This window comes from Microbacterium sp. PM5, assembly GCF_003293595.1.
Lineage (GTDB): Bacteria > Actinomycetota > Actinomycetes > Actinomycetales > Microbacteriaceae > Microbacterium.
The window spans coordinates 2,387,115-2,405,735 of record NZ_CP022162.1; the positions used below are offsets into that span (position 1 = coordinate 2,387,115).

The following is an 18,621-nucleotide window of genomic DNA, read 5'->3' on the forward strand; positions in this document are numbered from 1 at the left end:
GGCATCCAGCCTAGTCGGCAGGCCCGGTGGCCGTTCCGCCGTCGTCGCGTGCACAACTCCGCCTCAGAGGCCCGGATCTGCCCTCTGGGGCGCCGCTACCCCCATTGAGGCGGAGTTGTGCACGCGGCCAGTCGCTAGCGTGGATGCCGTGGACCACCGCCCCAGCCTCGACCCCGCCGTCGCCGAGATCCGCCGGGCGGTGCGCGCGGCCCTCGCCACGGTCACCGGCCCCGTGCTGGTGGGGCTGTCCGGCGGCGCGGACTCGCTCGCGCTCGCCGACGCGGTCGCGTTCGAGGCGCCGAAAGCCGGGGTCGCGGCATCCGCGGCGATCATCGACCACGGACTGCAGCCCGGATCCGACCGCGTCGCCGCCCGCGCGGCCGCCGTCGCCGAAGAGCGGGGGCTGGCCGCTCGGGTGATCCGTGTCGAGGTCGGCACGGAGGGTGGGCCCGAAGCCGCCGCCCGCGATGCCCGCCGCGCCGCCCTGCTCGGCGCCGCGAAGGATGCCGGGGCCGAAGCCATCCTGCTCGCCCACACCCTCGACGACCAGGCCGAGACCGTGCTGATCGGCCTCGCTCGCGGCTCTGGAGCCGCGAGCCTCGGAGGCATGTCGCCCGACCGGGTCGAAGACGGCATCCGCATCCTCCGCCCCCTGCTCGACGTGCGCCGCACCACCACCCGCGCCGCGTGCACCGCCGCAGGCCTGCCACCGTGGGAGGACCCGCACAACCTCGACCGCCGGTTCCTCCGCGTGCGGGTACGACAGGACGTCATGCCGGTGCTCGAAGCGGAGCTCGGCCCGGGCGTCGCCGAGGCGCTCGCCCGCACGAGCGATCAGCTGCGCGAGGATGCCGCGGCCTTCGCCGAGATGATCGACGAGACGATCGAAGACATCGTCGAGCACGCCGAAGCCGGCATCGCCGTGTCGGTGCCGGCGCTCGCGGCCAACCCGCCGGCGCTGCGCCACCGCATCATCCGCCACGTCGTCGCGAGCGAGTTCGGCGCGAGCCTCACCCGCGCGCAGACCCTCGAGGTCGCCCGGCTCGTCACCGACTGGCGCGGCCAGGGCCCGATCGACCTGCCCGGATGCCGCGCCCAGCGCAGCGGCACCCGTCTGGTCTTCACGGCGGCCGACTGAGGTGCCGCGGCATCCGTGCCTAAAATCGAGGAATGCGCGCAGCCGACATCGCTGACCAGCTGTCCACCGTCCTCGTCACCGAGGAGCAGATCCACGACAAGCTCGGTGAGCTCGCCGCGCGCGTCGAGGCCGATTACGAGGGCAAGGACCTGCTGCTGATCGGTGTGCTGAAGGGCGCCGTCATGGTGATGGCCGACTTCTCGCGGAAGCTTCGCCGCGACGTCGTCATCGACTGGATGGCCGTGTCGTCCTACGGCGCCGGCACGAAGTCCAGCGGTGTCGTGCAGATCCGCAAGGACCTCGACACCGACCTCACCGGCAAGCACGTGCTGATCGTCGAGGACATCATCGACTCGGGCCTGACCCTCAGCTGGCTGCTGGAGAACTTCGCGTCGCGCGGCGCCGCCTCGATCGAGATCCTCGCGCTGCTGCGCAAGCCCGAGGCGGCCAAGGTCGAGATCGACTGCCGCTACGTCGGCTTCGACATCCCCACCGACTTCGTTGTCGGCTACGGCCTCGACTACGACGAGCGCTTCCGCAACCTCCGTGACGTCGCGGTGCTCGCGCCGCACGTCTACAGCTGAACGCGGCGCGGGCGTTTCGACTCGCTGCGCTCGCTCAACGACCGGGGGTGCGCGGCCGCTCCCGGTTCGCCTGTGGCGAATGCACAGACGCCCCATAGTCGCCGCGCGGTAGCCTGAGCGGATCATGGACTTCAAGAAGCTCAGCCGCAACCCGTTCGTCTACGTGTTGCTCATCGGCGCCCTGTTGCTGATCGGCATGTCGCTGATCTCGACGCTCACGGGCGCGAAGCAGATCACGACGCAGGAGGGCCTGACGCTCCTGAAGGGCGGCACCGTCACCCAGGTGACGAACACCGACGGCGACCAGCGCGTCGACATGACCCTGTCCGCCCCGTTCCAGGGCGCCACGCAGGTGCAGTTCTACTACGTCGGCGCGCGCGCCAACGAGGTCGTCTCGGCCGTGGATGCCGCGACCCCGAAGGACGGCTACAACGACGTCGTCCCGCGCACCACCTTCTTCGAGAGCCTGCTCTCGCTCCTCATCCCCATCCTGTTGCTGGGTCTGCTCTTCTGGTTCTTCTTCTCCGCGGCCCAGGGCGGCAACAGCAAGGTCATGCAGTTCGGCAAGTCGCGCGCGAAACTCGTGACGAAGGAGACCCCGACGGTCACCTTCGCCGATGTCGCCGGTGCCGACGAGGCCATCGAGGAGATGCAGGAGATCAAGGACTTCCTGAAGGACCCCGCGAAGTTCCAGGCGGTCGGCGCCCGCATCCCGAAGGGCGTGCTGCTGTACGGCCCTCCCGGAACCGGTAAGACCCTGCTCGCGCGCGCCGTCGCCGGCGAGGCCGGCGTGCCGTTCTACTCCATCTCCGGCTCCGACTTCGTCGAGATGTTCGTGGGCGTCGGCGCGAGCCGCGTGCGCGATCTGTTCAACCAGGCCAAGGAGAACGCGCCGGCGATCATCTTCATCGACGAGATCGACGCTGTCGGCCGCCACCGCGGTGCCGGCATGGGCGGCGGTCACGACGAGCGCGAGCAGACGCTCAACCAGATGCTCGTCGAGATGGACGGCTTCGACCCGAAGGCCTCGGTGCTGGTCATCGCCGCCACGAACCGTCCCGACATCCTCGACCCGGCGCTGCTGCGCCCGGGCCGCTTCGACCGCCAGATTGGCGTCGACGCCCCCGACCTCAAGGGCCGCCAGCGCATCCTCGAGGTGCACGGACGCGGCAAGCCGCTCTCGCCCTCGGTCGACCTCGCCGTCATCGCGCGCAAGACGCCCGGCTTCACCGGTGCCGACCTCGCGAACGTGCTGAACGAGGCCGCGCTGCTCACGGCGCGCTCCAACGCGCAGCTCATCGACATGCGCGCACTCGACGAGGCCATCGACCGCGTCATCGCCGGTCCGCAGCGTCGCACGCGCATCATGAAGGACAAGGAGAAGCTCATCACCGCGTACCACGAGGGTGGTCACGCCCTCGCGGCGGCGGCGATGAACAACACCGACCCCGTCACGAAGGTCACCATCCTCCCGCGCGGCAAGGCCCTCGGCTACACGATGGTGCTGCCGCTGGAGGACAAGTACTCGGTCACCCGCAACGAGCTGCAGGACCAGCTCACCTACGCCATGGGCGGCCGTGTCGCGGAGGAGATCGTCTTCCACGACCCGACCACCGGTGCGAGCAACGACATCGAGAAGGCCACCGGCATCGCCCGCAAGATGGTCACCGAGTACGGCATGACCACCGATGTCGGACCCGTCAAGCTCGGCTCGTCGTCCGGCGAGGTCTTCATGGGGCGCGACATGGGTCACGGCCGCGACTTCTCCGAGCGCATCGCCGAGCGCGTCGACAAGCAGGTGCGCGATCTCATCGAGCAGGCCCACAACGAGGCCTACGAGGTGATCAACGCCAACCGCGACATCCTCGACAAGCTCGCCCTCGCCCTCCTGGAGAAGGAGACGCTCGACCACCTCGAGCTCGCCGAGATCTTCCGCGACGTCAAGAAGCTGCCGCCGCGCCCGCAGTGGCTCTCCAGCGACGACCGCCCCGTCTCGATGCTGCCGCCGGTGGACGTGCCCCGTCGTCAGGACGAGGCCGGGCTGGCTGCGGCATCCGTCGCGGAGGAGCAGCCCGCGGCGCAGGCCGCGGCGCAGCGGCGTCCGAGCGGGCAGGCGCGCCCCGCCACCGCCTAGGCTCGTGACGTGGCCGTCGATCGAGACCGCGTCGCCGCCGCCGTGCGCGACATCCTCGTCGCGATCGGGGAGGACCCCGACCGCCCGGGGCTGAAGGCGACCCCGCAGCGGGTCGCCGACGCCTACGCCGACTTCTTCTCCGGGGTGGGGCAGGATGCCGCCGAGCCGCTGGCCCACACCATCAGCGTCTCGCGCGGGCCGGCGCCCGACACGTTGCCCTCCGGTGCGGTGCTGCTGCGCGACATCCGCTTCCGTTCGGTCTGCGAGCATCACCTGCTGCCGTTCGCGGGACGTGCGCACATCGCGTACCTGCCGGGTGAGCAGGTGGTGGGTCTGGGAGCGCTGCCCAAGGTCGTCGACGTGCTCGCGGCCCGCCCGCAGGTGCAGGAACGGCTGGGGGAGCAGATCGCCGACACCATCGCCGCGGCCCTCGATGCGCGCGGCGTGCTGGTGGTGCTCGCCGCGCATCACGAGTGCGTCACGATGCGCGGAGGACGCCAGCCGGATGCCGCGACGATCACCATCGCCGCGCGCGGCGAGCTGGCCGAGCCGTCTGCACGCGCCGAGATCATGATGCTCGTGACGGGAACGCCCGCATGACCGCGATCATGGGCATCGTCAACGTCACCCCCGACTCGTTCAGCGACGGCGGGCGCTTCCTCGCGGCCGACGCCGCCATCGCACACGGCGTGGCGCTGCGCATCGACGGCGCCCACATCCTCGACGTCGGCGGAGAGTCGACGCGGCCGGGCGCCGAGCGGGTGGCCCCGGCCGAGGAGCAGGCGCGCGTGCTGCCCGTGGTGGCGGCGCTCGCGGCGGAGGGCGCTCTCGTCAGCATCGACACGATGAACGCGAGCACCGCGCAGGCGGCGATCGATGCCGGCGCGCGCATCGTCAACGACGTCTCGGGCGGGCTGGCAGATGCCGACATGCTCGGGGTGGTCGCGGCATCCGACGTCGACGTCGTTCTGCAGCACTGGCGCGGCCACTCCGCCGACATGTACGCCCATGCCGCCTACGCCGACCTCGCCCGCGACCTCGTCGCCGAGCTCGAGGGACGCGTCGAGGCCGCCGCGGCCGCGGGGATCTCCCCCGAGCGGGTCATCCTCGATCCGGGAATCGGCTTCGGCAAGCGCGGCCCGCAGAACTGGGAGGCGCTGCGCGCCCTCGAGCGCATCGTCGCGATCGGGCCGCGGGTGCTCGTCGGCACCAGCCGCAAGCGCTTCCTCGCGGAGGCGCTGGCGCCTGCCGACGGCGCAGAGGTCTCGACCCCGCGACGCGACCTCGCGACCGCTGTCACGAGCGTGCTCGCGGCCCAGACCGGCGTGTGGGCGGTGCGCGTGCACGACGCCGCAGCCACCCGCGACGCGCTGACGGTGTGGGCGCGGTGGAGCGGTGAGAACGACGGAGGAGGCGCATGAGCGACCGGATCACTCTCACCGGCATCCGGGCCACGGGCTACCACGGGGTCTATGAGCACGAGCGTCGCGAGGGCCAGGTCTTCATCGCCGACGTCGTGCTGGAGCTCTCGCTCGCCGACGCCGCCCGCAGCGACGACGTGGCCGACACCGTGCACTACGGCGAGTTCGCTGACCAGGTCGCCGCGGTGCTCGCCGGCGACCCGGCCGACCTCCTCGAGACCGTCGCGCAGCGCATCGCCGATCGCGCTCTCGCGTATCCGCGGGTGGATGCCGTCGAGGTCACGATCCACAAACCGCAGGCGCCCATCGCGGTGCCGTTCGACGACGTGAGCGTGACGATCCGTCGCGCCCGTGAAGGAGCGCCCGCATGAACCGCCGCCTCGCGCAGGGCTTCTCCGAGAACATGCCTACCCCGAGCTCCGCCGAGACGGTCGCGGTGATCGCGATCGGCGCCAACCTGGGCGACCGGCAGTCCACCATGACGGCGGCCCTCGAAGAGCTCGCGCGTCTGCCGCTGACGACGCGTGTGGTCGCCTCGGCGCCCATCGAGACGGTGGCTCTGACGCTGGACGGTCCCGATGAAGAGGCCCCCGCCTACCTCAACGCGGTCGCGCTCGTGACGACCCGCCTCGCCCCCTCGGTGCTGCTCGGGTACCTCCACGCGATCGAGGAGGCGCACGGGCGACCGCCGCGCCGCGTCGACGACCTCCGCTGGCAGAGCCGCACCCTCGATCTCGACCTCATCGCCTTCGGCGACGTGCGCTCCGCCGACCCGACGCTCACCCTCCCGCACCCGCGCGCGGGAGAGCGCACGTTCGTGCTCGAGCCGTGGCTGCAGGTCGACCCCGAGGCCGTGCTGCCCGGCGTCGGGCGCGTGCGCGAGCTGCTCGCAGCGCTGCGGGAGGCCGAAGCGGAGGCGGATGCAGACGGCACCTCGGCACCGGAGGGGGGCGCGGCGTGAAGCGCACCACCGCGGGCGCGATCGTCGCCGCCGTCGCGATCGGCGTGTTCCTGGGTTTCGCCGTCGACCAGGTGCTGACGGTGACGGGACGCCCCACTTTCACCCCGTCGTTCCTGCTGCCCATCCTGCTCGTCCTGCTCGGCATCGCGCTCGTGCTGTTCGCGTTGCCGATCCGGCGAGCGACCGCCGGCGCCCAGACCGCCCCGGTCGATCCCTTCCGCGCCGTCCGCATCGCGATGCTGGCCAAGGCGTCGACGCTCGTCGGTGCCGGTGTCGCCGGTGTCGCGGCGGGACTTCTGGCCTTCCTGCTCACCCGACCCGTCGCGCCCTCGTTAGGCTCGACAGGACCGGTGATCGCCGCGATCGTCGGCGGCCTCGTGCTGGTCGCGGCGGGACTCGTCGCCGAGCACCTCTGCACCATCCGGAAGGACGACGATGACGAACACCCCGGACCTCCCGAACCCGGACTCGGACTCTCCCACCACGACTGACGTCGTTTCGCTGGCGGACGGCGTCTCGACTCCCGTCGCTCGATCGACGACCGGGGGTGAAGGCCTGCTCGACGAGGGCACCTACGACCGCATCCTCGAGCCGCGCAGCACGAAGCGGCTGCCGCTCGGCGACGGCACCTGGCATCAGCTCTCGCGCAACTACGTCTGGGTGCGGCTGATCTCGACGATCGCCTTCCTCGCGCTCGTCATCGCCGCGGCGCTCGTCGGTGCGCTCCTGCTGCGGCTCGGCTGGGTGTGGATTCCGGCGGGCGTCGTCACCGTCGTGACGGTCTGGACGCTCGTGATCCTCCCGCGCCAGGCCCGCGCCTACGGCTACCAGCTGCGCGAGGACGACCTCGTGTTCCGCCGCGGCATCCTCTGGCAGCGCATGGTCGCCGTCCCCTACGGGCGCATGCAGCTCGTCGACATCACCCACGGGCCGCTCGACCGCGTGTTCGGCATCGCTCAGCTCAAGCTCGTGACCGCCGCGGCGACCACGGGCGTCGTGATCCCGGGTCTTCGGCAGTCCGCCGCCGAGTTGCTGCGCGACACCCTGATCGCGGTGGCAGAGACACGGCGGACCGGCCTGTGACCGATCCCGCCGCCGTCGCCGACGTGCGCTCGCCGCTCAGCGACGGCGAGTGGCATCGACTGCACCCCCTCACCCCCGTGCTGCGCGGCGGGCTGTTCCTCGTGGTCGTGCTCGGCATCGTCATCACGAACCTGCGCGACCGCATCATCGGCTGGCTCTTCCCCGCCGTCGCCGACCTGGAACGCTACGAGGCCGACCCCGTCGACTACGTCGTCAGCAACAACCTCATCCTGCTCGCGCTGCTGGCGGTGCTGGCCGTGCTGCTGCTCCTGCTGGGCGGCTTCTGGCTGTCGTGGCGTTTCCACACGTTCCGCATCACCGGCGACGACGTGGAGGTGCGCAGCGGCATCTTCTTCCGCACCCATCGGCGTGCGCCGCTCGATCGGGTGCAGGGCGTCAACCTGACCCGCCCGATGGTCGCGCGGCTCCTGGGCGCGGCCAAGCTCGAGGTCGTCGGCGCGGGACTCGACAGCAACGTCAAGCTCGAATACCTCTCGACCACCAACGCCGAGGCCGTGCGCGCCGACATCCTTCGCCTCGCCTCCGGCCGCCAGCTCGCGCGAGCCTCGGATGCCGCGGGATCCATGCCCCGCGGGCGGGCCGCCGTCGCCACCGTCAGCGCGGCGCTCACCGGGCTGATCGACGGCGCCGAACAGCCCGTGGCCGAACCGGCATCCGTCGTGCACATCCCGCCGGGGAGGCTCATCGGCTCACGGCTGCTGTCGGGGTCGACGCTGTGGCTGCTGGTGCTGGCCGCCGCCATCATCGTCGGCGCCGTCGTGGGCACGCCCTGGGTGCTGTTCACCCTGGTGCCGGCCGTGCTGGGTTTCGCGGCCTATTGGTTTCGCACCATCACCCGCGCCCTGCGCTACTCGATCGCCCCCACGCCCTCGGGGGTGCGCATCACCTTCGGACTGTTCACGACCATCACCGAGACGCTGCCGCCGGGCCGCGTGCACGCGTTCGAGATCCGCCAGCCGCTGCTCTGGCGCGGGTGCGGCTGGTGGTCGATTCGGGTCAACCGACTCTCGGGGCGTTCGGCCAGCGACGCGCAGTCGCAGCAGTTCGCGGATGTGCTGCCGGTCGGCACTCGCGACGACGTCGAGCGGGTGATGCGCCTGTTCCTTCCTGGGATCTCGGCCGCGCAGTGGCAGGAGCTGGTCGTGCACGGTCTGCTCGGCCCGCACGACGCGAGCGACCCGTATGTGACGACGCCGCGGCGCGCGTGGTGGTTGCGCCCGCTGTCGTGGCGGCGCAACGGGGTGCTGCTCACCGAGGACGCGATTCTGCTTCGCCACGGTCTCATCTGGCGCTCGCTGGTGATCCTGCCGCTCGCGCGCCTGCAGTCGGTGGCGTTGTCGCAGGGGCCGCTCGGGCGTTCGCAGAAGGCGGCGACACTCACCGGGCACACCGTCGCCGGGCAGGTGCCGGGCGCGGTCGGGGCGCTCGACCGCGACGACGCCATCGCGGTGTGGCAGCGGGCGGCGACGGCGGTGATCACGGCCGCCGCGAGCGACCGTTCGCACCGGTGGGATGCCGCGCCCCCGGCGTCGCCGGCGCCGATCACGATCGCGACCACCGACCAAGAGGAAGGACGCGCATGAGCGGCGCGAGCAGACTGGGAGTGGGGATCATCGGCGCCGGACGCGTCGGGCCCGTCATCGGGGCGGCCCTGGCCGGCGCCGGACACGCCCTCGTCGGTATCACGGCCGGCTCCGACCGCGACCGCGTCGAAGCGATTCTGCCCGGGGTCCCCGTGCTCGACGCCGACGAGATCGTGCGTCGCAGCGAGCTCGTGGTGATCGCCGTTCCGCACGACGAGCTGCCGAGCCTGGTCGCCGGTCTGGCCGAACTCGATCGCTGGCAGATCGGGCAACTCGTCCTGCACACCGATCCCGCCTGGGGGACCGATGTGCTCGCTCCTGCGGCACGCCGCGGGGCGATTCCGCTCGCGGTGCACCCGGCGGTCACCTTCACCGGCAGCTCGATGGATCTGCGCCAGCTGCAGGACGCGTTCGCGGCGGTGACGGCGCCGGCCGCGGTGCTGCCGATCGCGCAGGCGCTCGCCGTCGAGCTGGGCTGCGAGCCCGTCGTCGTCGCCGAAGCCGACCGCGCCGCCTACGGCGAGGCCATCGCGACAGCGACGGCGTTCTCGGCATCCGTCGTCCGCCAATCGACGTCGCTGCTGCGCTCGGCCGGCATCGAGGAACCCGGACGCTACCTGTCGGCGCTCGTGCATTCCGCCGTCGACCGGGCGCTGCAGGACGGGTCGCCGCTGATCGACGACGTCCTCGGCGGCTGACCGCGCGGGTCGCGGTGCGCAGGAAGGCGCGCGGGCGCGCCTCGATAGACTGGAACGTCGATTCCGAGGAGCCCCGCACCATGACTCAGACGCCGAACGCCGCGTCCACGCCCGTCCCGGCCGCCCCTGACGCCGAGGGAGCGGACCTCGCCGACGTGCACGAGCAGAAGGCGGTACGCCTCGCCAAGCGCGAGCGGCTGCTCGCCGAGCGGGCGGATGCCGCGGGCGGCGCCTACCCGGTGACCGTCCCGGTCTCCGACACCATCGCCGCTCTGCGTGCGCGCTACGCCGATCTCGAGGCCGGCGCGGAGACCGGTGTCACCGCGTCGGTCGCCGGACGCGTCGTGTTCAGCCGCAATACGGGCAAGCTGTGCTTCGCGTCGCTGCAGGCCGGCGACGGCAGCCGCATCCAGGCGATGGTGTCGCTCGCCGAAGTGGGCGAGGAGTCGCTGCAGGCCTGGAAGGACCTCGTCGACCTCGGCGACCACGTCTCGGTGACCGGTCAGGTCATCTCCAGCCGCCGCGGCGAGCTGTCGATCATGGTCACCGACTGGGTGATCGCGGCGAAGGCGCTGCTGCCGCTGCCGAACCTGTACAGCGAGCTGAGCGAGGAGAGCCGGGTGCGCTCACGCTTCCTCGATCTCATCGCCCGCGATCAGGCGCGGGAGACGGTCATCGCGCGCGCCAAGGTGAATGCGTCGCTGCGCCAGACCTTCACCGATCACGGGTTCCTCGAGGTGGAGACTCCCATGCTGCAGGTGCAGCACGGCGGGGCGGCGGCGCGGCCCTTCGTGACGCACTCGAACGCGTTTGACGCCGAGCTGTACCTTCGCATCGCTCCCGAGCTCTTCCTCAAGCGCGCCGTCGTCGGCGGCATCGACCGGGTGTTCGAGATCAACCGCAACTTCCGCAACGAGGGTGCCGATTCGACCCACAGCCCCGAGTTCGCGATGCTCGAGGCCTATCAGTCCTACACCGACTACAACGGCATCGCCGACCTCACGCAGGAGCTCATCCAGAACGCGGCGATCGCCGTGGCCGGCTCGACGACGGTCACGTGGGCCGATGGGACGGAGTTCGATCTCGGCGGACAGTGGGATCGCATTTCGATGTACGCGTCCCTCTCGGATGCCGCGGGCACTCCGATCACGCCCGGGACCCCGCTGGACGAGCTGAAGGCGCTCGCCGCGTCGGTGGGCGTGGAGGTGCCCGAGAAGGTCGCGACGCACGGCAAGTACGTCGAAGAGCTGTGGGAGCATTTCGTGAAGGGCGGCCTGGAGCGGCCGACCTTCGTCATGGACTTTCCCCTGGACACCTCGCCGCTCGTCCGCGAGCACCGCACCGTCGCGGGAGTCGTCGAGAAGTGGGACCTGTACGTGCGCGGCTTCGAGCTGGCGACGGGGTACTCCGAGCTCGTCGACCCCGTCATCCAGCGTGAGCGCTTCGTCGAGCAGGCGAAGCTCGCGGCCCGTGGTGACGATGAGGCGATGCGCGTCGACGAGGAGTTCCTGCGCGCGCTCGAGCACGGGATGCCGCCGACGGGTGGCATGGGAATGGGCATCGACCGACTGCTCATGGCGATCACCGGACTCGGCATCCGCGAGACGATCCTCTTCCCGCTGGTGAAGTAGCCCGCGGGGCGTGTCGACGCGCTGCGCGCGCTCAACGGCCCGTGGCGCTGATCAGACCGCCGCGCCCGCTCGGGGCGGCCAGCTCGGAGCTCCCAGGTCGCGGGAGATCGCCTGTGCCGCGTCGCGCAGTTCCTTGAGGGCTGCGGCATCCAGCTCCGAGACCGGCGCGGGGAAGACGACCCCGAGCGCAGCGATCACCGTGCCGTCCTCGCCTGTGACCGGAACGGCGACGGAGGCGTCGCCGATGACGGCCTCTTCGTTCTCGGTTGCCAGCGCACCGTCCCGCACGACGATCAGCTGCTCCTGCAGCGCGGCCGTGTCGGTGACCGTGTCGCCGGTCAGGTCGGCCAGGGGGTGAGCGAGCACCTCCGTGCGGAAGTCGTCGTCGTAGGCGAGCAGCACCTTTCCGAGGGCGGAGGCGTGGGCCGGGAGGGTGATCCCCGTCTCGGGCATCTGCTCCGTGCCGTCGGGCCGGCGATCGTGGTGGATGACGAGGACGTCCGTGTTGTGCGCGACACCCAGCCGACACGCGAGTTCGGTGCGATGCGACAGGTCGTGCATGCGCCGCAGCGACCGTGCGCGCACGTCGAGGGTGTCGAGGTACACGCTCGAGAGGGTGAGCAGCGCCGGGCCGAGGGCATAGCGGCTGCCGCGCGCCTCCTGAATCACCAGACCGTGTTCCTGCAGCGACTTCACGAGGCCGTGCACCGTCGACGGCGGCAGGTCGAGGGCGACGGCGAGCTCGCTGATGCCGAGGCGCCGCGCACCCTGCAGCAGGGAGAGGATGCGCGCGGCGCGGTCGATGGACTGGATCATCCCGAGACCTTTCGCACGCGGACGGTTGACGTCACACTACCTCTTGACACGGGTGCAAATGGGGCAGATATTCGACATAGACGAATCGCAGTCGATGATGTCGAAAACCTACCTCCGCGATGAGGCCGCCGAAGAACGACGGCGAGAACCACCTGCGACAACTCAGTGAAGAGGAGATCCGCGCATGAAGAAGCTCATCAACTCGGCCGAATCGGTGCTCGCCGATGCCCTGCGCGGCGTCGCGGCCGCCCACCCCGAGCTCACCGTCGACCATGAGAACCGCGTGGTCATCAGCAACGCCCCCCGCGAGGGTCGCGTCGCGCTGATCTCGGGCGGCGGTTCGGGACACGAACCCCTGCACAGCGGCTTCGTCGGCGCGGGCATGCTCGATGCCGCGTGCGCGGGCGAGGTGTTCACCTCGCCGACGCCCGATCAGATGCTGGCCGCGGCCCAGGCCGTCGATTCCGGTGCGGGCGTGCTCTTCATCGTCAAGAACTACACGGGTGACGTGCTCAACTTCGAGATGGCGGCCGAACTGGCCGCCGACGAGGGCATCGCCTCGGAGTCGGTGATCGTCGCCGACGACGTCGCGGTGAAGGACTCGACGTGGACGGCCGGGCGTCGCGGTGTCGGCACGACCCTGCTCGTCGAGAAGATCGCCGGGGCGGCGGCAGCCGAGGGCAAGAGCCTGGCGGAGGTCAAGGCCGTCGCCGAGCACGTCGCCGCGCACGGGCGCTCGATGGGCGTCGCGCTCACCAGCTGCACCGTGCCCGCGGTCGGTCACCCGAGCTTCGATCTGCCGGATGACGAGATGGAGATGGGTGTCGGCATCCACGGCGAGCCAGGGCGCACGCGCGTGCCCCTGGCCCCTGCGCACGACATCGCCGCCGAGCTCGTCGAAGCGATCACCGCCGACCTGGACTTCACCGGCGCTCCGGTGATCGCTCTGCTGACCGGGCTTGGTGGCACGCCGCTCATCGAGCTGTACGTGATGTACGCCGACATCGCCGACGCCCTCGCGGCGAAGGGCGTCACGGTCGCCCGCAGCCTCGTCGGCGACTACGTCACGAGCCTCGACATGGCGGGCTGCTCCCTCACCCTTCTGCGCGCCGACGACGAGCTGCTGCGCCTGTGGGATGCTCCCGTCGAGACGAGCGCCCTGCGGTGGGGACGTTGAGATGACGGATGCCGCGACGACGGACACCGTGACCCTCGATGTTCTCGACCGGTGGGTGCGGCTCAGCGACGCCCGCCTGACGACGGAGGCCGACCATCTGACCGCGCTCGACTCTGCGATCGGCGACGCCGATCACGGCACCAACATGCTCCGCGGCTTCACCGCGATCGTCGCGAAGCTGGATGCCACACCGCCGCAGAGCGTTCCGGAGTTCTTCAAAGCCGTCGGCATGACCCTCGTCAGCAAGGTCGGTGGAGCGAGCGGCTCGCTCTACGGCACCCTCTTCCTCGACATGGGCAAGAACGCGCCCGCCGGAGCATCGATGTCGGCCGTGGAGTGGGCGCACGCGCTGTCGGCCGGCGTCGCTGCGGTCGTCGCGAGAGGTCACGCGCAGCCGGGCGACAAGACGATGATCGACGCGTTCGGTCCGGCGCTGACCGCACTCGAGGCCGCCCTGTCGGGAGGAGCGACACTCGCCGCTGCCGCGGCGGCCGCAGCCGACGCGGCCGAGCAGGGCAGCGCCGACACCGAGCCGCTCGTCGCCCGGAAGGGCCGCGCCTCGTACCTGGGTGAACGCAGTGCCGGTCACGTCGATCCGGGGTCGGCGTCGACAGCCCTGCTGCTGAGAGCATTCGCGGACGCCGCCGCGGGGGAAGCCGCGTGATCGGCTTCGTCATCGTCTCGCACAGTGAAGCTCTGGCCCGGGCCGCCGTCGATCTCGGGATGCAGATGATCCACGGCGAGGCCCCGGCGGTGCGGATCGCCTCGGGAGCAGACGGGGGCTTCGGCACGGACGCGGCGGCCATCGCAGACGCCATCGATGCGCTCGCCGACGCCGACGGTGTGCTGATCATCACCGATCTCGGCTCAGCGGTGCTCAGCTCGGAGCTCGCTCTGGATCTGCGGACGAGCACCGTTGCGGTGCGTATCAGCGACGGGCCGTTCGTGGAGGGGATCACCGCGGGGCTCGTGCGAGCGGCGGCGGGCGGAGGCCTCGACGACGTTGCGAACGAGGTGTCGACAGCGCTCGCGGCGAAGCAGGCGCACGCCCCTGCGGCATCCGCGGACGCGCCGATGCCCCCCGCGGCCTCCGACGCGCCCGTTGGCGCCGTCGGATCCGACGCGTCCGTCGAGGCGGTGCTGCGCAATCCGATGGGCTTGCACTCGCGGCCGGCGGCCCTCGTCGTCAAGGCCGTCGGCGCCTTCGATGCGGACGTCTCGATCGCGAACCTCACGACCGGTGCCGGCCCGGCATCCGCCCTCAGCATGATCGGGCTGCTCGCGCTGGGAGCCGGGGGCGGCGCCACCGTGCGCATCAGCGCGAGCGGACCGGACGCCGCTGCCGCCGTCGAAACGGTGCGTCGGCTCGTCGACGACGGTTTCGGTGAGCTCGACCAGGCGCCGGCCTGATCTCTACCGCGCACGGAACGCCCAGTCGGGCAGGTGTCCGGCGGCGACGAACGACCCGACGATCTCGGCCAGGCCGTGCCGGGGGTCGGCGTGGAGTGCCTGGCGGACGTAGGCGTCGGCGTGGGTGGAGCGCCCACGCGCCCAGGCAATCCAACCGCACACCGCCAGAGCGCCCGCCCGGCGCTTCTTCGGCATGAGGGCGGCGACATTGCGCGCCAGGCGCAGCGCCGCGTCGAGACGCTCGGCATCGGGTCGCGGGCCGTCTCCCCACATCACCTCGGCGAGATCGCTCGGATACAGCTCGCCGTCCTCCCACCGCCGCTGGGCCTCCATGGCCGCATCTCCGCCGTCGACGTCACTGGCCCACTGCACGAGCGCGACGTCGCGCAGTCCTGCGCGGGCGAGGCACCAGCCGATTGACGCGGCATCCATCGGAGCCAGATCATCCGGGTTCCACGACAGAGCGCGCTCGAACAGCGCCGGGAGGTCGTCGAGCGCGCACGCGGCCTCGAGTGCCGCCGGGTCGATGCGAGCGGGCGTGGCCCCACTCACCCGCGGGATGCCGCAGATGGTCTCGAGTGCCGCGTCCAGCGACCGCAGCGCCTGTCCGACGGCCCGCCGACGCGCAGCGCCGGGTATCGGCAACTGTGCGCCGGCCGCCTGGTCCACCGCGGGTGGGCCGTCCACGGCTTCGGGCGGCAGATCGTCGCGCGGGGCGATGCGTGCGCGGTCGTGGCCGCCGGGCGGCAGCCGATTCGACAGCGCCGATCCCCAGCCGTTCGCCGCGACGACGAAGACCTCCGCGACCGGTAGCCCGCACTCGTCGGCGCGCGTCCGGAGGGCGGCGATGACCGCGGGGTGGGGGAGACGTGGCGACGGATCGTCGCTGATCTCGGCATCCGTGTAGACGACCAGTACCACCGCCTCGACGTCGACGATTCGACAGGCCATGCCGATGATGCTGGCGGCGGCGCCGGCCGCCGCGGTCTCGGACGGAAGGTCGACCCGCATCACGCCGAGCGTGCGTCCCTGCGACAAGGGCACGACCACGACGCTGTCGCGCGGCGTGCAGCCGAGCAGGTGCGGAAGAACGGAGAGGAACTGTGCCGCATCGGCGGCGCGGACGATCGTGGACATGCCGAGAGTCTGGGCGTGCGGGCGCGGGAGCTGCGCGTCGGCGGCGCCGTCGTGGACAACCCGCGACCCACTCGCTTCTGGGGAGGAGCCCGCACGCAGCGGCGTAGCATGGAGCCATGGACTCGTACTGGACCGCCGTCGCCTGGTCGCTCCTGCCGACCGTCGTCGTGCTGGGACTGTTCGTGTTCGTGCTGCGCGCCATCATCCGGATGGATCGCTCGGAGCGTCGGGTCTACGCGCGCATCGAGAACGAAGAACGCGCCAAGCGCGGCTTGCCGCCCGTCGGCGCTGCCGACACGGCGGGCCCCGACGCGCCTCGCGCCACCTGAGTCGCCCGTTCTCGATACGCTGAGCGGAGTCCGACAGCGGGGAGAGCGACGTGGATCAGACCGGATGGGCGCTCGCCTGGGTGATCCTGGTCTTCGTCACCGACGTCACCGTGCGCATCCTGGCGATCATCATCGTGCCTCGCAACCGCCGCCCGACGGCCGCGATGGCCTGGCTGCTGGCGATCTACTTCATCCCGATCATCGGTGTGCTGCTGTTCCTGCTGATCGGCAATCCTCGGCTGCCTCGCAAGCGCCGCAAGAAGCAGCAGCAGATCAACGACTACATCCGCACGACGAGTCACGGGCTCGACCTGGGCACCCTGCGCCCCGATCCACCGCAGTGGTTCGCACAGCTCGTCCGCCTCAACCGCAACCTCGGGGCGATGCCGCTGTCGGGCGAGAACGCCGCGACCATCATCTCCGGCTATCAAGACAGCATCGACGAGATGGCGGCGGCGATCGGTCAGGCGACCACGTACGTGCACGCCGAGTTCTACATCCTGCAGTGCGACGACACCACGGCCGGATTCTTCGATGCCCTCGAGGATGCCGTGAAGCGCGGCGTCGTCGTGCGGGTGCTGCTGGATCACTGGGCCAACCGCGGCAAGCCGTTCTACGCGCAGACGTGCCGGCGACTCGATGCGATGGGAGCGACGTGGCAGCTGATGCTGCCGGTGCAGCCGCTGCGCGGGAAGTACCAGCGTCCCGATCTGCGCAACCACCGCAAGCTGCTCGTCGTCGACGGCCACACCGCGTTCATGGGTTCGCAGAACGTGACCGACTCCACGTACAACCTGCGCAAGAACATCAAGCGGGGACTTCATTGGGTGGACATGATGGCGCGTCTGGAGGGGCCGGTCGTGGCGTCGGTCAACGCCGTCTTCCTCAGCGACTGGTACAGCGAGACCGACGAGATCGTCGAGGGCATCGAGCTGTTCCAGGTGCACACCGGCAACGGTGACCTCGACTGCCAGGTCATCCCCTCCGGCCCCGGGTTCGAGTTCCAGAACAACCTGAAGCTGTTCATGACGCTGCTGTTCTCCGCGCGCGAGAAGATCATCATCGTCTCGCCGTACTTCGTCCCCGACGAGGGGCTGCTGCTCGCCATCCAGACCGCCTGCCAGCGCGGCGTGCACGTCGAACTGTTCGTGTCCGAAGAGGGCGATCAGGCGATGGTCTACCACGCGCAGCGCAGCTACTACGAGGCGCTGCTGCGCGGCGGGGTGAAGATCTGGATGTACAAGAAGCCGTTCATCCTGCACTCCAAGTCGATGTCGATCGACGACGAGGTCGCGGTGGTCGGCTCGAGCAACATGGACATGCGCAGTTTCGGTCTGAACCTCGAGATCTCCCTCCTCGTGCGGGGCGAGGACTTCGTCTCGCAGCTGCGCGCCGTCGAAGACGAGTATCGGGCGCTGAGCCGCGAGCTGACGCTCGAAGAGTGGCAGCAGCAACCGCTGCGCTCCACGGTGCTCGACAACCTCGCCCGGCTCACCTCCGCACTGCAGTAAGCGGCACCTCGCTGGCGCCCCGGTCGTTACCGGGACGTGATCGCGTTCACGGGACGGCTTCAGAGGTCTCGGTCAGGATGGGCGCATGACGATCCGCCGTACGCTCTCCCTGTCCGCCCTCGTCACAGCGACAACCCTCGTTCTGGTGGGATGCGCCGCGGGCAGTGCATTCCCGGCGGGATCTCCCTCCGAGACGGGCGGCACCCAGGTCTTGGACGTCAGCGCCGGCTGGCTCGACGGGGGCCGCGCGGTGGCCGTGGTCACGCACGGATCCTCAAGCTGCGTCCCCTCGGCATCCGAGGTCTCTGTGCACGCCGACGGGAGCGTCGCCGTCACGCTGGTCGACCCGACGGGCGAGGCGGTGTGCACCGCAGACCTGGCTCCGCGTGCCAGCCTCGTGAGCCTGCCGAACGGTGTGGATGCCGCCGCGAAGCTCTCCCTCACGGTCTCTCTGGGCACCGCGCGCGGTCAGGTCACGCTGGAGCCTTACGCGGGACCGGCGGTGGCGGAGTACGCGCCGTCCGCGGGCTGGATCGACGGCAATGCCCTCGCGATCCTCACGTGGGGCTCGTCATCGTGCGCGCCGCGTGTGCAGAGCGCCGTCAGCACCGGCACCGATGTCGCGGTCACGTTCGTCGACCCGCCCGCCGATCGGGCCTGCACGATGGACATGGCTCCGCGCATCGCCCTCGCCGTCGTGGATGGCGGCGGCGCGGCATCCGGGGCGACCGCGACGCTCTCCGGCGGCGACGCGCAGTTCGCCACTCCCGTCACGATCCCCATCGCGGGCTGAGTCCCGCCGGGCGCGCCTCGGACGCCGCCACGCGAAGTCCGCAGAAAGCGACGTACTCCGCATCCGTTTCGGCGGATGCGTGCGGAGTGCGCGAGATTCTGCGGAGTTCGCGAGCCGGTGCGCCGACGGCGAACACGGGCATACCGGCATCCGCTGGTCGTTACCCTCGACGTAAGCGCACCAGAGAACCGTGC

At 70.9% G+C, this 18,621-nt stretch carries 20 protein-coding genes; 18 read left to right on the forward strand and 2 right to left on the reverse strand.

Annotated elements, in window-relative coordinates:
* Positions 1-139 precede the first annotated feature (139 nt).
* The 12 genes from tilS (at position 140) to lysS (ending at position 11,254) form a co-directional block, all read left to right on the forward strand.
* A complete protein-coding gene (tilS, locus tag CEP17_RS11390; RefSeq protein WP_112932320.1) occupies positions 140-1,138 on the forward strand; it encodes a tRNA lysidine(34) synthetase TilS in 999 nt (332 codons plus the stop codon).
* Positions 1,139-1,170: 32 nt separating this feature from the next.
* Complete coding sequence (gene hpt / locus CEP17_RS11395; protein ID WP_112932321.1) at positions 1,171-1,722, forward strand: hypoxanthine phosphoribosyltransferase; 552 nt, start codon at positions 1,171-1,173, stop codon at positions 1,720-1,722.
* A 124-nt stretch (positions 1,723-1,846) separates the two neighbouring features.
* Positions 1,847-3,856 carry an ATP-dependent zinc metalloprotease FtsH gene (gene ftsH, locus CEP17_RS11400; RefSeq protein WP_112932322.1) on the forward strand — a complete coding sequence of 670 codons (2,010 nt, stop codon included), beginning with the start codon at positions 1,847-1,849 and terminating at the stop codon, positions 3,854-3,856.
* 9 nt (positions 3,857-3,865) lie between these two features.
* Positions 3,866-4,456 carry a GTP cyclohydrolase I gene (folE, locus tag CEP17_RS11405; protein WP_061682796.1) on the forward strand — a complete coding sequence of 197 codons (591 nt, stop codon included), beginning with the start codon at positions 3,866-3,868 and terminating at the stop codon, positions 4,454-4,456.
* Positions 4,453-5,277, forward strand: coding sequence for a dihydropteroate synthase (gene folP / locus CEP17_RS11410; RefSeq protein ID WP_112932323.1), 825 nt, complete (start codon positions 4,453-4,455; stop codon positions 5,275-5,277). The genes folE and folP overlap by 4 nt, the downstream gene beginning before the upstream one ends.
* Entirely contained in the window at positions 5,274-5,648 is a 375-nt protein-coding gene (gene folB / locus CEP17_RS11415) for a dihydroneopterin aldolase (protein ID WP_112932324.1), read from the forward strand. The genes folP and folB overlap by 4 nt, the downstream gene beginning before the upstream one ends.
* Entirely contained in the window at positions 5,645-6,238 is a 594-nt protein-coding gene (gene folK / locus CEP17_RS11420) for a 2-amino-4-hydroxy-6-hydroxymethyldihydropteridine diphosphokinase (RefSeq protein WP_112932325.1), read from the forward strand. Before folB ends, folK begins: the two co-directional genes overlap by 4 nt.
* A complete protein-coding gene (locus CEP17_RS11425; protein WP_036318985.1) occupies positions 6,235-6,729 on the forward strand; it encodes a DUF3180 domain-containing protein in 495 nt (164 codons plus the stop codon). Before folK ends, CEP17_RS11425 begins: the two co-directional genes overlap by 4 nt.
* Positions 6,674-7,321, forward strand: coding sequence for a PH domain-containing protein (locus CEP17_RS11430; RefSeq protein ID WP_112932326.1), 648 nt, complete (start codon positions 6,674-6,676; stop codon positions 7,319-7,321). Before CEP17_RS11425 ends, CEP17_RS11430 begins: the two co-directional genes overlap by 56 nt.
* Positions 7,318-8,925 (forward strand): PH domain-containing protein, encoded by a 1,608-nt coding sequence (locus CEP17_RS11435; protein WP_112932327.1) that lies wholly within the window; start codon positions 7,318-7,320, stop codon positions 8,923-8,925. Before CEP17_RS11430 ends, CEP17_RS11435 begins: the two co-directional genes overlap by 4 nt.
* Positions 8,922-9,623 (forward strand): DUF2520 domain-containing protein, encoded by a 702-nt coding sequence (locus tag CEP17_RS11440; RefSeq protein ID WP_039412878.1) that lies wholly within the window; start codon positions 8,922-8,924, stop codon positions 9,621-9,623. The genes CEP17_RS11435 and CEP17_RS11440 overlap by 4 nt, the downstream gene beginning before the upstream one ends.
* Before the next feature lie 80 nt (positions 9,624-9,703).
* Positions 9,704-11,254 carry a lysine--tRNA ligase gene (gene lysS, locus CEP17_RS11445; protein WP_112932328.1) on the forward strand — a complete coding sequence of 517 codons (1,551 nt, stop codon included), beginning with the start codon at positions 9,704-9,706 and terminating at the stop codon, positions 11,252-11,254.
* Positions 11,255-11,305: 51 nt separating this feature from the next.
* Here the strand turns inward: lysS and CEP17_RS11450 are convergent, their stop codons facing one another.
* A complete protein-coding gene (locus CEP17_RS11450) occupies positions 11,306-12,070 on the reverse strand; it encodes an IclR family transcriptional regulator (protein WP_112932329.1) in 765 nt (254 codons plus the stop codon).
* A gap of 184 nt (positions 12,071-12,254) precedes the next feature.
* Here CEP17_RS11450 and dhaK point away from each other — a divergent pair, with 184 nt between their 5' ends.
* Genes dhaK through CEP17_RS11465 form a run of 3 tightly spaced genes read left to right on the forward strand, consistent with a single transcriptional unit; the run spans position 12,255 to position 14,657 of the window.
* A complete protein-coding gene (gene dhaK / locus CEP17_RS11455) occupies positions 12,255-13,247 on the forward strand; it encodes a dihydroxyacetone kinase subunit DhaK (RefSeq protein ID WP_112932330.1) in 993 nt (330 codons plus the stop codon).
* A gap of 1 nt (position 13,248) precedes the next feature.
* Positions 13,249-13,911 carry a dihydroxyacetone kinase subunit DhaL gene (gene dhaL / locus CEP17_RS11460; protein ID WP_112932331.1) on the forward strand — a complete coding sequence of 221 codons (663 nt, stop codon included), beginning with the start codon at positions 13,249-13,251 and terminating at the stop codon, positions 13,909-13,911.
* Positions 13,908-14,657 carry an HPr family phosphocarrier protein gene (locus CEP17_RS11465; RefSeq protein ID WP_112932332.1) on the forward strand — a complete coding sequence of 250 codons (750 nt, stop codon included), beginning with the start codon at positions 13,908-13,910 and terminating at the stop codon, positions 14,655-14,657. Before dhaL ends, CEP17_RS11465 begins: the two co-directional genes overlap by 4 nt.
* Before the next feature lie 3 nt (positions 14,658-14,660).
* Here CEP17_RS11465 and CEP17_RS11470 read toward each other — a convergent pair whose 3' ends face one another.
* Complete coding sequence (locus CEP17_RS11470) at positions 14,661-15,794, reverse strand: DUF4192 family protein (RefSeq protein ID WP_112932333.1); 1,134 nt, start codon at positions 15,792-15,794, stop codon at positions 14,661-14,663.
* Between the two features lie 116 nt (positions 15,795-15,910).
* Here CEP17_RS11470 and CEP17_RS11475 point away from each other — a divergent pair, with 116 nt between their 5' ends.
* The 3 genes from CEP17_RS11475 to CEP17_RS11485 all read left to right on the forward strand — a co-directional run bounded on the left by CEP17_RS11475 (position 15,911) and on the right by CEP17_RS11485 (position 18,427).
* On the forward strand, positions 15,911-16,123 hold the full coding sequence (locus CEP17_RS11475) for a hypothetical protein (RefSeq protein ID WP_036286013.1): 213 nt from the start codon (positions 15,911-15,913) through the stop codon (positions 16,121-16,123).
* A gap of 50 nt (positions 16,124-16,173) precedes the next feature.
* Positions 16,174-17,634 carry a cardiolipin synthase gene (cls, locus tag CEP17_RS11480; RefSeq protein WP_112932334.1) on the forward strand — a complete coding sequence of 487 codons (1,461 nt, stop codon included), beginning with the start codon at positions 16,174-16,176 and terminating at the stop codon, positions 17,632-17,634.
* A gap of 85 nt (positions 17,635-17,719) precedes the next feature.
* A complete protein-coding gene (locus CEP17_RS11485; protein ID WP_112932335.1) occupies positions 17,720-18,427 on the forward strand; it encodes a hypothetical protein in 708 nt (235 codons plus the stop codon).
* Positions 18,428-18,621: the final 194 nt, after the last annotated feature.

Bases quoted from the DNA above. Each gene is read 5' to 3' on its own strand.
- hpt (WP_112932321.1), top strand. From the start codon at position 1,171: ATGCGCGCAGCCGACATCGCTGACCAGCTGTCCACCGTCCTCGTCACC.
- ftsH (WP_112932322.1), top strand. From the start codon at position 1,847: ATGGACTTCAAGAAGCTCAGCCGCAACCCGTTCGTCTACGTGTTGCTC.
- folP (WP_112932323.1), top strand. From the start codon at position 4,453: ATGACCGCGATCATGGGCATCGTCAACGTCACCCCCGACTCGTTCAGC.
- folB (WP_112932324.1), top strand. From the start codon at position 5,274: ATGAGCGACCGGATCACTCTCACCGGCATCCGGGCCACGGGCTACCAC.
- folK (WP_112932325.1), top strand. From the start codon at position 5,645: ATGAACCGCCGCCTCGCGCAGGGCTTCTCCGAGAACATGCCTACCCCG.
- CEP17_RS11430 (WP_112932326.1), top strand. From the start codon at position 6,674: ATGACGAACACCCCGGACCTCCCGAACCCGGACTCGGACTCTCCCACC.
- CEP17_RS11440 (WP_039412878.1), top strand. From the start codon at position 8,922: ATGAGCGGCGCGAGCAGACTGGGAGTGGGGATCATCGGCGCCGGACGC.
- lysS (WP_112932328.1), top strand. From the start codon at position 9,704: ATGACTCAGACGCCGAACGCCGCGTCCACGCCCGTCCCGGCCGCCCCT.
- CEP17_RS11450 (WP_112932329.1), bottom strand. From the start codon at position 12,070: ATGATCCAGTCCATCGACCGCGCCGCGCGCATCCTCTCCCTGCTGCAG.
- dhaK (WP_112932330.1), top strand. From the start codon at position 12,255: ATGAAGAAGCTCATCAACTCGGCCGAATCGGTGCTCGCCGATGCCCTG.
- dhaL (WP_112932331.1), top strand. From the start codon at position 13,249: ATGACGGATGCCGCGACGACGGACACCGTGACCCTCGATGTTCTCGAC.
- CEP17_RS11470 (WP_112932333.1), bottom strand. From the start codon at position 15,794: ATGTCCACGATCGTCCGCGCCGCCGATGCGGCACAGTTCCTCTCCGTT.
- CEP17_RS11475 (WP_036286013.1), top strand. From the start codon at position 15,911: ATGGACTCGTACTGGACCGCCGTCGCCTGGTCGCTCCTGCCGACCGTC.
- CEP17_RS11485 (WP_112932335.1), top strand. From the start codon at position 17,720: ATGACGATCCGCCGTACGCTCTCCCTGTCCGCCCTCGTCACAGCGACA.